This window comes from Konateibacter massiliensis (assembly GCF_900184995.1).
Classification (GTDB): domain Bacteria; phylum Bacillota; class Clostridia; order Lachnospirales; family Lachnospiraceae; genus Lachnotalea; species Lachnotalea massiliensis.
The window spans coordinates 769290-782717 of record NZ_LT860099.1; the positions used below are offsets into that span (position 1 = coordinate 769290).

The 13428-nt window shown below is 41.5% G+C and carries 16 protein-coding genes; all 16 read right to left on the minus strand.

The window, feature by feature from the left end; translation table 11 throughout:
- Nucleotides 1-7 precede the first annotated feature (7 nt).
- Entirely contained in the window at nucleotides 8-631 is a 624-nt protein-coding gene (gene nadD, locus CTY48_RS09360) for a nicotinate-nucleotide adenylyltransferase (RefSeq protein WP_099468237.1), read from the minus strand.
- A 16-nt stretch (nucleotides 632-647) separates the two neighbouring features.
- Nucleotides 648-947 (minus strand): ribosome assembly RNA-binding protein YhbY, encoded by a 300-nt coding sequence (gene yhbY, locus CTY48_RS09365; protein WP_099468238.1) that lies wholly within the window; start codon nucleotides 945-947, stop codon nucleotides 648-650.
- Between the two features lie 38 nt (nucleotides 948-985).
- The gene (obgE, locus tag CTY48_RS09370) at nucleotides 986-2269 is read right to left on the minus strand and encodes a GTPase ObgE (protein ID WP_099468239.1); all 1284 of its coding nucleotides are present in this window, start codon (nucleotides 2267-2269) and stop codon (nucleotides 986-988) included.
- 336 nt (nucleotides 2270-2605) lie between these two features.
- The gene (gene rpmA / locus CTY48_RS09375) at nucleotides 2606-2896 is read right to left on the minus strand and encodes a 50S ribosomal protein L27 (RefSeq protein ID WP_099468240.1); all 291 of its coding nucleotides are present in this window, start codon (nucleotides 2894-2896) and stop codon (nucleotides 2606-2608) included.
- A gap of 3 nt (nucleotides 2897-2899) precedes the next feature.
- Nucleotides 2900-3229, minus strand: a complete 330-nt coding sequence (locus tag CTY48_RS09380) for a ribosomal-processing cysteine protease Prp (protein ID WP_099468241.1) — start codon at nucleotides 3227-3229, stop codon at nucleotides 2900-2902.
- Between the two features lie 23 nt (nucleotides 3230-3252).
- The gene (gene rplU / locus CTY48_RS09385) at nucleotides 3253-3561 is read right to left on the minus strand and encodes a 50S ribosomal protein L21 (RefSeq protein ID WP_099468242.1); all 309 of its coding nucleotides are present in this window, start codon (nucleotides 3559-3561) and stop codon (nucleotides 3253-3255) included.
- Nucleotides 3562-3718: 157 nt separating this feature from the next.
- The gene (locus CTY48_RS09390; RefSeq protein WP_236354859.1) at nucleotides 3719-4792 is read right to left on the minus strand and encodes a glycosyltransferase; all 1074 of its coding nucleotides are present in this window, start codon (nucleotides 4790-4792) and stop codon (nucleotides 3719-3721) included.
- A gap of 22 nt (nucleotides 4793-4814) precedes the next feature.
- Nucleotides 4815-6053, minus strand: a complete 1239-nt coding sequence (locus CTY48_RS09395) for a ribonuclease E/G (RefSeq protein ID WP_099468244.1) — start codon at nucleotides 6051-6053, stop codon at nucleotides 4815-4817.
- Nucleotides 6046-6762 carry a TIGR03936 family radical SAM-associated protein gene (locus CTY48_RS09400; protein ID WP_328587819.1) on the minus strand — a complete coding sequence of 239 codons (717 nt, stop codon included), beginning with the start codon at nucleotides 6760-6762 and terminating at the stop codon, nucleotides 6046-6048. Before CTY48_RS09400 ends, CTY48_RS09395 begins: the two co-directional genes overlap by 8 nt.
- A complete protein-coding gene (locus tag CTY48_RS09405) occupies nucleotides 6743-8602 on the minus strand; it encodes a TIGR03960 family B12-binding radical SAM protein (protein ID WP_099468246.1) in 1860 nt (619 codons plus the stop codon). Before CTY48_RS09405 ends, CTY48_RS09400 begins: the two co-directional genes overlap by 20 nt.
- The gene (locus CTY48_RS09410) at nucleotides 8556-9275 is read right to left on the minus strand and encodes a GGDEF domain-containing protein (RefSeq protein ID WP_099468247.1); all 720 of its coding nucleotides are present in this window, start codon (nucleotides 9273-9275) and stop codon (nucleotides 8556-8558) included. Before CTY48_RS09410 ends, CTY48_RS09405 begins: the two co-directional genes overlap by 47 nt.
- A gap of 10 nt (nucleotides 9276-9285) precedes the next feature.
- A complete protein-coding gene (locus CTY48_RS09415) occupies nucleotides 9286-9621 on the minus strand; it encodes a hypothetical protein (protein WP_099468248.1) in 336 nt (111 codons plus the stop codon).
- Nucleotides 9622-9712: 91 nt separating this feature from the next.
- On the minus strand, nucleotides 9713-10204 hold the full coding sequence (locus CTY48_RS09420; protein WP_099468249.1) for an HD domain-containing protein: 492 nt from the start codon (nucleotides 10202-10204) through the stop codon (nucleotides 9713-9715).
- A 10-nt stretch (nucleotides 10205-10214) separates the two neighbouring features.
- Nucleotides 10215-11495: a bifunctional phosphoribosyl-AMP cyclohydrolase/phosphoribosyl-ATP diphosphatase HisIE gene (hisIE, locus tag CTY48_RS09425; RefSeq protein ID WP_099468250.1), complete on the minus strand. Its 1281-nt coding sequence runs from the start codon at nucleotides 11493-11495 to the stop codon at nucleotides 10215-10217.
- Between the two features lie 35 nt (nucleotides 11496-11530).
- Nucleotides 11531-12118: an imidazoleglycerol-phosphate dehydratase HisB gene (gene hisB / locus CTY48_RS09430; RefSeq protein ID WP_099468251.1), complete on the minus strand. Its 588-nt coding sequence runs from the start codon at nucleotides 12116-12118 to the stop codon at nucleotides 11531-11533.
- A gap of 12 nt (nucleotides 12119-12130) precedes the next feature.
- Nucleotides 12131-13420 (minus strand): histidinol dehydrogenase, encoded by a 1290-nt coding sequence (hisD, locus tag CTY48_RS09435; RefSeq protein ID WP_099468252.1) that lies wholly within the window; start codon nucleotides 13418-13420, stop codon nucleotides 12131-12133.
- Nucleotides 13421-13428 lie beyond the last annotated feature (8 nt).

Here is a 13428-nt window from a genome sequence, read left to right on the forward strand (position 1 = left end):
ACCCGCTTTAAAAATGCTTATACAACTTGTTTTTATAGATATAACGCTCTACATCGCCGGTAACATAATATTTTATTGATTTTCCCGTACTCACTAAGGTGCGTATCTGGGTTGAGGATAAATCAATGTTAGGCGTATCTAATAAGTATATATTACCCCCATACAGTTTGGCAATCTCTTTTATTTTTTTCTTCAAATCCTCTGACTCCAGATTGTACCTCGTTGCTACTAAAATGGTTGCACACTGAAATATTCTTTCCGGCTCCTTCCACTTCTGAATCTCCAACAGTGAATCGGCTCCTATAATAAAATAATATTCCGTATCGGGATTTTCCTGGGTAAGTTTTTCAAGTGTCTCAAAGGTGTAGGTGTAACCACTTCTCTCCACCTCTACCAAGGACAACTCAAAGTGCTTGTTGCCCTCTATCGCAAGCCTCGTCATCTGTACCCTGTGCTTTGTAAGTGCCGAAACCTCGTTATCCTTATGAGGTGGTTTTCCGGCGGGCATAATCAGAACCTTATCAAGCTCAAATCTGTCATACGCCTGCTCTGCAAGCATAAGATGTCCAACATGTATCGGGTCAAACGTACCGCCCATAATTCCAACTTTTTTTTTGCACTCACGTTCCATTTCTCCATCTCCCTAATTATTTATTTGGCAAAATGATTTTTTGTTTCTCTTTCTCCTTTGCAGGCTTGTATAACACAATTTTCTTACCGATTACCTGTACTACCTGTGATCTTGTTCTCTCGGAAATCGTCTGGGCAATCTCCTTTGGATCATCGGCACAGTTGTTTAACACACTTATTTTAATGAGCTCTCTTGCCTCCAGCGCTTCGGCAACCGCCTCTGTCACCTCCGGCGTAACACTCGCCTTTCCTACATGAAAAATCGGATCTAATGTGCTTGCCAGCCCTCTTAAATATGCTCTTTGCTTGCTTGTCATAAAATACAAATTCCTCCTAATTGTTTAAACATTTTCTATTATTTATAGTAATCAAACTCCAGACCATACATACGAACCGTATCGCCTTCCTCTATTCCCGCTTTCTCAAGCTCCTCTAAAATTCCGTTCTCTTTTAAGAAGCGCTGGAAAAATGCAAAACCTTTTTCTGATTCCAAATTGGTGTAGCCGAGCATTTTGTCGATTCTTGGTCCTTCCACAACAAAAACGCCTTCTTCCTCCACCTCAATTGTATATGGCTCTTGCGATATCGGTATTTGCTCTTGGAAAAATTCCTTCTCAAATACGATTGGTTCCGGATCCAAGGTCTCAAGCAGTTCATCCACATAAAATAGCAACTCCTTCAAACCCTTACCACTTACCGCTGAAATTGCAAACACTTTAACGCCCTGCGGTTCAAACTCGTCACGGATTTTTTGTACCGGATCCTCGTCTCCTTCGTAAATGGCATCTATTTTATTTGCAGCGATAACCTGCGGTCTTTTCGCTATCTGCTCGTTATAGTTTGACAGCTCTTTATTGATGGCGTAAATATCTTCCACCGGATCTCTTCCCTCTGTCGAAGCGGCATCCACCATATGAATCATAACCTTAGTTCTCTCAATATGTCGCAAAAATTCATAGCCTAGTCCGACTCCCTCGGAAGCTCCCTCAATCAATCCCGGAATATCTGCAATGACAAATCCTTTTCCGTCAGCCAAATCAACCACACCCAAGTTCGGGTTTAACGTGGTAAAATGATAATTTGCAATCTTCGGTTTTGCATTCGTCACTCTTGATAAAAATGTGGATTTTCCAACATTCGGAAAGCCTACCAGACCCACATCTGCGATAACCTTCAATTCCAAAGTAATCTCAAGCTCCTTAAACGCCTGTCCCGGCTGCGCATATTTTGGTGCCTGCATCGTAGCTGTGGCAAAATTCATATTGCCTAGTCCGCCTTTTCCGCCCTTTAAAATTGTTTCCCGTACATTGTCATTGGACATATCCGTAATAACTTTTCCGGTCTCGGCCTCTTTTATTACGGTTCCCGCAGGTACTTTAATAATAATATCAGCTCCGTTCGCCCCGTGACATCTCTTCTTGCCGCCCGGCTCTCCGTCTCCTGCCGCATACTTTCTCTTATGTCTGAAATCTGTCAGCGTATTTAATCCCTCGTCGACCACAAAGATTACATCGCCGCCTTTTCCGCCGTCGCCGCCATCCGGTCCGCCGTTTGGCACATATATTTCTCTTCTGAAACTCACATGTCCGTCACCGCCTTTTCCGGAACGGATATATATTTTTGCTCTATCTGCAAACATTTTATCACCTTCTAAAATTTATCTTTCCTGTTAACTGTTTCTCTTATTTGAGATTTCGTATTTCTTTCAATTATAATAATATCATATCTAATTCATTTATTTTCATTCTGTAAAATAGTGTGAGTTTTTCTCACACTTCGCACCTTTGCGGATTAAGAAGCAACTACTTCGTTTCTTGGAAAAAATACGAAACCTCAAATTATACACATCGTATATTTTGTATCATAGAAAATTTCAGAAATTTCCTATGATACAAAAAACCGTTTTTATTTTCACGATAAAAGCTAACCCTTAATCTGTGAAAATAAAAACGGCTTATGGTTCATACACAAACTTTTACTCGTTAATAGCTACCGGATGGATAGAAACTTGTTTCTTATCTCTTCCTTTTCTTTCGAATCTTACAACGCCATCAACTAAAGCGAATAAAGTATCATCTCCGCCACGACCTACGTTTGTACCTGGGTGAATCTTAGTACCACGCTGTCTGTAAAGAATATTTCCAGCTTTTACGAACTGACCGTCAGCTCTTTTAGCACCTAATCTCTTGGATTCTGAATCTCTACCGTTCTTAGTAGAACCAACACCTTTTTTATGGGCGAAAAATTGAAGGTTCATCTTCATCATAACCTACACCTCCTTGATTTGAATTCTAATATAACCGTCATTGTAGTCCTGTTCAATTCCCTGTAATCCAAGCTCTAAGGAATTCATAAGAAGCGTCGCCCTCTCACTGATGTGTTCGGTAAAACGAAACTCGATAAGTCCTTTTTTTTCATCTGTTTTTATCTCAATCTTGTCCTCGGTAAACTCCTCGATGGAATTAACGGTATTGATAACCAAAACCGATACAGCCGCGCACACAATATCATGTCCGCTGTCTGCGTATCCCGCATGACCTAATGATTTAAAACCGATATAATTGTCACTTGAATTTTTATAAATGGTAATCTGAATCATAATCGACCTTATGTTTTTGCCTGTTAAGCATTAATTTTTTCGATCTTAACCTGTGTAAATGACTGTCTGTGACCGTTTTTCTTGTGATATCCTGATTTTCTCTTATACTTATAAACAATAACTTTCTTCGCTTTGCCTTCTTTTACTACTGATGCAGTAACAGTTGCGTTCGCTACTGTAGGCTCGCCTACTTTTAAGCTTCCGTTGTTTACAGCAAGAACCTGATCAAATGTAACAGTCTCACCAGCTTCTACTCCAAGCTTTTCTACTCTAATGATATCGCCTTCGGCTACTTTGTACTGTTTACCACCTGTTGCTATAATTGCGTACATATGGCACCTCCTATTATCATTACTCGCCAACTGCGGTGAGCTTGCGCTGCTTATAACCTCGTTGTGCGGCATACTTGTATATAATAGCATAATAATAATTCTGCGTCAATATTTTTTCTTTTTATAACATATTTTTATTCATGACAAGTGAAGCTGTCTACAGCTTTACTTGTTTCATTTGGCGCAGACGCTCTTTTGCCGGCTCATAATCCCCACATTTTACGTAATAAACATATGCATTTTCGAAATTTCCCATACATTCGTAAATGACTCCAATATTGTAAAATGCCATATAGCTGTTTACACCTTCCATCTTACAAGATGTTTTTTCAGCTGCCTTTAGAAATTCTTCAATTGCCTCTTGAAACCGTCCGTTATTCATGAGCGCAAGTGCAATCATAAAGACAAAATCAGCTGAACCTTTAAATTCATCATACACGCTGATTAACTGTAATGCTCTCTCATGCTCTTTGCAGTTCATCAGAGCATATCCATAGCTTTCCACCATATTCTGCACATATTCAAGTCTGGTGTCTAAATCGAAATATAGCGCTTTATCAAAATAGCTGCATGCCTGCACATAATCCTCCGCCATATAATAACTTTTTCCCAACTGATAAATAATATAAGGGTCCTGCGGATTTTCTTTTTGAGCCTCTTTTAAAAGTTCAATGTTTCGCTCTGTTTTTTTCTTTCTGGTCTCCAAATCCCCCTCATAACCGGAATGTATAATTTTAAGCGGCAAAAGATAGGTATCATATTTCTTCTCCGAACCTTCCTTGGAGATTACCTGTTCATGAATGATACCGTCATAACAATACAATTTTTTAGAAAATAAACGGTTTACCCTTTCCATCTGCCGATACGGCATCCCGTTTCTTTCGTATTCGTTTACTCTCAACAGGCGTCCTACCTTCTCAGGATTCGCTGATATCAGACTTTTTATCTGTTCCATGTCAAACTCATCAACCACCTCATCCGCATCCAGAACCAATATGTACTCATTGCTTGCCTTGCTGATAGAATAATTTCTTGCATCGCTGAAACTGTTATTCCAAGCATAGTCATATATCTTATCTGTATACTGTTTGGATATCTCTTTTGTTTTGTCCTTGGAACCGGTGTCAATGATAATGATTTCATCGATATAATCACAGACACTTTGTAATGTTTTTTTCAAATTCGCTTCTTCATCTTTTACAATCATACACAGACTTATTGCACTCATCATTCACTCTCCCAATTTTATCCGTCTATTCCGCCATTCCACCAAAGCAAACTCCGCTTCCGCCGCATACCTTGCAAGGCTTCGTTACCTGTTCCCTAAGTGACCTTCTCACTTTTTTCCGCGTCAGCTCAACAAGATTTAACCTGCTCATTCCGACGAGATTTGCGGTGACAGGATCTTTTTTCAGAACTTTATCAAATTCCTCCATCAAGGTCTTTTTTGCTTCCGGTTGTTCCATATCGATAAAGTCTATCACAACAATCCCGGAAATATTTCGAAGTCTTAGCTGCCTTCCTATCTCCCTCGCTGCTTCCACATTAATTTTCAAAAAAGTTTCCTGTAAATTTTTCTTCCCGGTAAATTTTCCGGTATTAATATCAATTACCGTAAATGCCTCCGTTGGCTGTATGACGAGATAGGCACCCGATTTAAGCCATACCCGCTCCTGCAGGGCATGCTTTAACTCAGTTTCCAGACTTTTCAGCTTATAAAGCGGAAGCAGCGCATCTTCATAAAAGGACAAATACTTCTCTGGCTCCATATTGTTATCTGCCAGATAGTCCTTAATTCTGTCATAGATATCCCTGTCGTCCGTGATAATCTGCTCCATACCTGCTTCATTGATGCCTTTTAAAATGCTAAGATAGTTATCTTCCGCCTCGTAAAGCACGCTGTAGCACGTGCGATGAACCGCATTTTCCATCAGAGTCTTTAGCTTGTCTTTTAACTTGTCCGCTTCCTCAAGAATTTGTTCATCTGTCGCATTTTTTGCGTTTGTTCTTACAATAATGCCAAATTTACCGTCTAAATGACCGTCAAACAGCTCCTTGATGCGAAGCTTCTCCTTCACCTTCAATTTATTCGAAATGCCAAGCTTTTTATCTCCGGCAGAAACGACCACATATTTTCCAGTCAATGCAATATTTGAGGTAAGCACCGGCTGCTTTGTTTTTATATTCTCCTTTGACACCTGGACAACCAGCTCATCTCCGATATTTAACTTATTATTCTTCTTTGCATTCACAAAAAAAGGATTTCGATTGTCCTCCAAAGAGTAATAGCACTCAAAGCCTTTTTCAATCTCAATGAAGGCAGCCTGAATGTTCGGCACCAGGTTTTTTACTTTTCCGATATAAATATTATTTAAGATGGAACGCTCCCGCCGATTGTCGCAGTCGAGAAGCATAAGCTTTTCCTCCTCATACTGCGCTGTCACAATATAATCCTTTAGCTTTGGCAGACTTGTTATCACAACTTTACTCATTGATATCCTCACCCATATCTTCTAACGCTATAAATTCTCTCTTCTCTTCGTCTCCAACATTTGCATACAGCTCTTTGCGGTGAATCAAAAGTGCAAATTCCTGAAGTGAAAAACCGATATATTCACAAAACGCCTCCATAACCAGCTCCGGCTTTAAATTGTTGACGCTTCCCGCTGCAATCTGCATGGAAATTTTGCCGTTTTGGGCTGCAATTGAATAAATCAGCGGCTTAATATCCACTTCCTTCTCGCTCTTCTTCGTCTTTTTCAGCACGATAATCTCATCCTGCAAAAAGAAAGGCGTAATGCGCTCCTCCCAGCCTGCTTCCGGCTCATATCCCGATCGAAATGTCACCTCGTAGTCTGCTCTCTCTACAATAGACATTGCAATTTTACTGTCATCCGGAAGTTTTCGAAAGGATAATACTTCAATCCCCTCCGCCATCGTATCATTTAACCTCTTCAATGCCTCCTTGGAGGTAATCGGCGAATTGATTTCTATATCAATGTATTCGCCGTCGCTTGTAATACCAACTCCCAGCGGAGACGCAAATGACATAACCTGATGAGGACTGTAGCCTCCCGAATAGGCAATATCGATGTCGGAGCGTCTCACTGCCTTTTGAAAATATCTCATAATGTCCAAATGTCCGATAAATTTCATAACACCTGACTTGTTGAATTTAATTCTAATTTTCAAAACAGACACCTCCTTCAAACACTGTCGCACCGCAGCCTGAACAACCAATACGGCAATTTTTTGTTACCTTTGCCAAAACCGCATTGTTCCATTCTCTCTTTAAAAATTCCTTTGTCACACCTGTATCAATAAAATCCCAAGGGAATACCTCATCCATAGCTCTTTCCCTCACTGTGTAAAAATCCATATCGACGCCGGTTTCCTCAAACGCCTCAATCCATCTGTCATAGTGGAAGCTCTCTGTCCACGAGTCATACATACAGCCCTTCTCATAGGCTCTTAAAAGCCCCTTTGCCACCTTTCTGTCTCCCCTTGCAAGCACACCTTCTAAGATTGTCAAATCCGCCTCATGCCAATTGTACTTAATACTCTTTTGGTTTAGCTGTGCCTTGACCGCCTGCTTTACAATTTTTGCTTTCTCAATAAACTCGTCCTTTGTGCTCATCGGTGACCACTGAAACGGCGTAAATGGCTTCGGAACAAAAAAGGAGGTACTTGCAACAATCTGAACCTTACCGTTTCTTTGGTCCTTCGGAATCTCATAATAGCGTCTTGCAATCTTGTCCGACAATTCCGCAATTCCAACCATATCTTCCTCTGTCTCCGTCGGAAGTCCAAGCATAAAATAGAGCTTCACACGGTTCCAGCCCGCATCAAACGCTTTTCCGGCTCCTTCCAAAATAGCTTCTTCGGTAAGCCCTTTGTTAATTACATCACGAAGTCTCTGAGAGCCCGCCTCCGGCGCAAAGGTAAGGCTGCTCTTTTTCACGTCCTGAACCTTGCTCATAACGTCAAGGGAAAATTCGTCAATACGAAGGGAAGGCAGCGAAATATTTACGCCTTTTTCCTTAAATTCCTCTATCAAGAAGTTTACCAGCCCTTGCAGCTGGGAATAGTCGCTGGAACTCAGGGAGCTTAACGAAATCTCTTCATGACCCGTGTTATGAAGCATTTCATAGGCATATTCCTTGAGCATCTCAAGGTCTCGTTCCCTCACCGGTCTGTAAATCATACCCGCCTGGCAAAAACGACAGCCTCGGATACAGCCTCTTTGTATTTCAAGCACAACTCTATCCTGTGTCGCTTTGATAAACGGTACAATAGGCTTTTTCGGATAATAGGTATTTGTCACGTCCATCACGATTTCTTTTCGGATTGTCCGCGGTGCCTCCTCTATAAGCGGTTTAAAATCAAGTATTGTTCCGTCCTCGTTATATTCAGGCTCATAAAAGGCAGGCACATAGATGCCCGGTATTTGTGCTGCTTTTTTCAGGAAATCTTGTCTGCTTCCTCCCTTTTTCTTATTCTCCCGATATGCCTCAAGCAACGGGAAATAGGCAGTCTCTCCCTCCCCGATATAAAACAGGTCGAAAAAGTCCGCCAAAGGCTCCGGATTATAGGTACAAGGTCCTCCGCCTATCACGATAGGACATTCCTCTTCTCTATCCTTAGCGAGAAGCGGAATCTGGCTGAGGTCTAATACCTGTAAAATATTGGTATAGCACATCTCATACTGGATTGTGATTCCGAGGAAATCAAAATCCTTAATATTATCCTGCGTTTCCAACGCAAAAAGAGGGATGTTTCGCTCCCTCATTATTTTGTCCAAATCCGTCCATGGAGAATATACCCTCTCACAGTAGACATCCTCTATGCTGTTAAGCATATCATATAAAATCTGTATTCCCAGATGCGACATTCCGATTTCATATACATCGGGAAAACACATTGCAAAACGAATCTGAATATCCTTTAAATCTTTTTTTACACTGTTTATTTCATTACCTATATATCTCGCAGGCTTATCTATTTTTAACAGTATCTCGTCGGGTAATGCTTGTTTTCTCATAAACTTCCTTTCCAATCTCTTCCTTTGTAATATACTTGTTCTCGTACATATTTCTATCCGCCTTGTCTATAAGCTCTTTGAGCGAAGTAAATTTGCCGGCTTCATACACTTCATAGCCAAACGCCAAGGAAAATTCCAAATCAAGGGCTTCATTTTTTCTTTCCATGAGTTTTTTGAGCTCACGAACAGCCTTGTGATATTCTTCCACCGGCTTGTCCTTTATCAAAACGGCAAACTCATCTCCACCTATTCTATAACATTTTCCCACTTTTTCAAAGGCTTTTTTGATTATTTGTCCTGTTATGGCAATATAACGGTCTCCCATACCATGTCCGTGATAGTCATTCATCTTTTTTAAATCATTCAAATCAAAGATGGCATAAATAAGAGACAGGTCCTCCGGGCTCTGCAAAAGCTGCTTTTCTAACTCTGCAATATCCTTTGCGTACGCCGTACGGTTATATAAGCCTGTCATAATATCCTGATATGCCATTCTTTTTGCTTTTGCATAATCCCTTGCTTTATCGTGATAAGCCTTTATGTAGCCGATAAGCACGTAAATCATAAATATCCAGATTCCAATTCTCGTAAGCCTCAAAAGGCCGTCTCCTGCTTTCCCCTTATTATCCAATCCCATCACCACACCATTCTTCGTACCTTTTATCCCTTGCATATTTTGCTGACTACTCTTGTTGTGTTATGCCCGTCAAGGGGAGATTCATTTGATGAAATACTTCCTCATAATCCAAGCTCTGACTTATCATCCTGTCAATCTCTCCGGTTCCGACCCCCATGTATTCCATTTTGTTCACACTTGCCAGTGCGTAGATGCCAAATAGAAAAATAGCAATCAGCATCCGGTATTTAAATCTGCTTTTTGTACTCCTTGCCTCACTGTCAAAGGCTGTCTGCCTACCCACAACACCATGTATCCGGTTAATCGTTTTTTCGTTATTTGATGATATTTCTCTTATATTTTGAATCATTGCAACTCTGTGCTCCAAAGACGACTGTTTCATCTGATTCCCTCCACGAAAATGGCAGCATACAATATATTACTATATTATATGCTGCCATTTTTTGTATTATGACATGCTATATGGAAATTATTTATTGTGCAAACATATTTCTACACAGTCTTTTTCCTGTCTCTGTCCGAAATATCTTATTGTAGGCACTTTCTACTCCGGCTTTGCCTATTTCATCCTCATACAGATTCACAAGAAAATCCGCCTCAACCAATATTTGATAATCCATTCCGTCTATATCCGTGTAGGTATGATGCCTGCTAATCAGATAGCAGACACGCTCCGTCAACTTTTCCTCAAAGCCAAGCCGATTTAGCATCTCCTTTGCAATTGGGGGACCGTACTGTTCTTGAAGCTTTCCGTTGCATGCTCCAAATTCTCTTTCACAATAGCGGATTCCGATATCATGCACAATCGCTGCTATCTTTAAAATTTCAAGCGTCTCCGCGTCAAGCTCTTCCATTTCACCTATCACCGAGGCAAACCCATATACTTTCATAAAATGCTGAATTCTCTTTGGATCTCCTTCATAGTAGGCAATCATTTCATCAATTAATCGGTTTCTTTTTTCCATGCCGTCACCTCTACCGCTTCGCCAGTTCCCTTGTAATATCCTCCCACGTCACACCCTTTTCTACCATAAGCACCATTGCATGGTATAAAAAGTCCGACATTTCATACTTGATCTCCTCCGCATCCGGATTCTTTGCCGCAATGACAATCTCCGTCGCTTCCTCACCTACTTTTTTCAAAATCTTATCAATTCCCTTGTCAAATAAGTAATTTGTGTAAGAGCCTTCCTTCGGATTTTTCTTTCTGTCCGCGATTACGTCATATACTTCCTCAAACACCTTCAGCGGGTTTGTCTCACTGTATTCTTTTTCCACTACCTTGTTAAAGAAACAGGTGCGGCTTCCCGTATGACATGCCGCTCCTATCTGAGATACCTTGGCGAGCATTGTATCGTTGTCGCAATCCATTGTTAAGGATTTCACATACTGAAAATGACCGGAAGTCAAGCCTTTCACCCATAGCTCATTTCGGCTTCGGCTAAAGTATGTCATCTTGCCCGTCTCAATCGTCTTTTCAAATGCCTCCTCATTCATATACGCCAGCATCAGCACTTCTTCTGTCTTATAATCCTGCACGATAACCGGTATCATACCGTCAGAATTTAATTTAAACTCTGACCATTTCATCTCACTCACAAACAAATCCACCAGGATATCCGCCGCCTTACAGGCAGATTTTATGCTGATCAAATCAGTCTCCGTACTGTTTAGAAGTTCTCCGCCAATCCCCTCTATCCCTTCGAGATAAAGAGTTTTGATGATTCGCCCCAAATCAATTGTGTCAATAATTGGAATAATCGGATTATTTTCTACTATTCCAAGCTTATCCAGTGCAAGCTCCTCCACGGTTACGATATTGGAAGCAAACTCCTCCACCAATGCTTTATTCTCCTGAAGTTGTTCCTTCGCACTGATCGAGACCGCTATTTTTTCTTTGCCAAAACGCTTTGATACTTCCTCGGTGAGCGCTATATTTCCCGCTTTGGAATAATTAAGCAACGCTTTCGCTGCTCCCGCGTAAAGCAGTTTTTTTACATCCTCCACGCGTTTTACATTTCCTCCGGCTATCATCGGAACTTCAATAACTCTTCCGATTTCCTTGATCAAGCCGATAGACAGCTCGTGCTCTTCATCCGTATTCGACAAATCAAAGACCATGATTTCATCGGCTCCGTTGTCGCTGTAATATTTTGCAAGGGAAACCGGCTCCTGGCTGATCACTTCACTGCTATTTCTATTTTTCACTGCCTTGCCATCTTTTAAATACAGGCAGGCTATTATTTTTTTCAACATGCTTTTGTCTCCTTATGAGTACTGAACAATTCCTCTTATAAGCTGCCCTTTGTCGATAATACGTCTTTGATTCTCGCATCCATCAGGGTTGCTTCATCAAGTGCCTTTGCAAATGCCTTAAACATCGCCTCAATGATATGATGGTTGTTCGTTCCGGACAATACCTTGATGTGTAAATTCATTCCGGCACTGTAGGATATGGCATAGAAAAACTCTTTTACCATTTCGGTGTCCATATAGCCGACTCTGTCCGTGGTAAATTCCCCGTCAAATACAAGGTAAGGTCTTCCCGACAAATCAATGGCACAGAGCACTAAGGTTTCATCCATAGGCAGGATACAGCTTCCATAACGCTTTATCCCTTTTTTATCGCCCACAGCCTCCTTAATCGCCGTTCCAAGCACAATTCCGGTATCCTCTATCGTATGGTGGCAATCCACCGCCAAATCTCCTGTGACAGATACCGAAAGGTCAAACAACCCGTGTCTTGCAAAGCCGTCCAGCATATGGTCAAAAAAGCCGATACCAGTCTCCACACTTGAGACACCCACACCGTCCAAATTCAATTCCAAATCAATATCTGTTTCCTTAGTCTTTCTCTTCACTAGCCCTTTGCGGTCCATTCTTTGTTCCTCCTACTCAAATCTCACCTTGATGGAATTGGCATGAGCCGTCAGCTGCTCTGCCTCGGCAAACTGAATGATATCCTTGTGGATAGGTTCAAGTGCCTCCTTGGAATACGAAATAATACTGGATTTCTTAATAAAGTCATCCACGCTTAGTGGCGAAAAGAATTTAGCCGTTCCGTTTGTCGGCAATACGTGATTAGGCCCTGCAAAATAGTCCCCAAGCGGCTCTGAGCTGTATTCTCCGATAAAGATAGCTCCAGCGTTTTGAATTTTGGTCATAACGGTAAACGGATCTTTCGTCATAATTTCCAAGTGCTCCGACGCAATCTCATTCGCCACATCAATTCCTTCTTCCAAATCCTTCACCAAAAGAATATATCCATAATTTTCAAGCGATTTTTCCAATATGTCTTTTCTGGATAAAACGGCTACAAAATCATCCACTTCCTTTGATACGTTACGAGCCAATTCCTCACTTGTCGTAACCAACACGGCGGAGGCAAGCTCATCATGCTCTGCCTGCGACAATAAATCTGCCGCCACAAATCTAGGATTTGCCGTCTCATCTGCAAGCACTAATATTTCACTCGGTCCGGCAACAGAATCGATGCTCACATAGCCAAATACTGCTTTTTTTGCCAATGCAACATAGATATTGCCCGGGCCTACGATTTTATCTACCTTCGGTACACTCTCGGTACCAAAAGCAAGCGCCGCAACTGCCTGCGCACCTCCAACCTTATATATCTCATCTACCCCGGCTTCCTTTGCCGCAACTAAGGTGGACGGATTTACCTTGCCGTCCTTACCCGGAGGTGTCGTCATAATAATCTTGGGTACACCTGCCACCTTTGCAGGCATAACATTCATCAGTACAGAGGACGGGTAAACCGCCTTTCCTCCGGGCACATAAACGCCGACCTTTTCAAGCGCAGTCACCTTCTGTCCGAGAATAACGCCGTTTGGCGTGCTATCAAACCAGCTTGTCTGCCGCTGCTTTGCGTGATAGCTTTCAATGTTTACCAATGCTTTTCGGATTACATCAAGCAAACCGCTGTCAACTGCCTCATAAGCTTCCTTGATTTCCTCCTCGGTAACACGGATATTTCCCGCATTTATTTCCACTCCGTCAAAACGCTTCGTATATTCAAATACCGCCGCATCCCGTTTGGTCTTTACGTTCTGGATTACCTCGTTTACTGCCTCTGTATATTCATCATAGTTGTTCGGACTTCTTTTCAGTAAATCCTCCAACAAGCTTTTTTTTGTATTCTCATCTATCCTTATCGTTTTCATAGCAATCC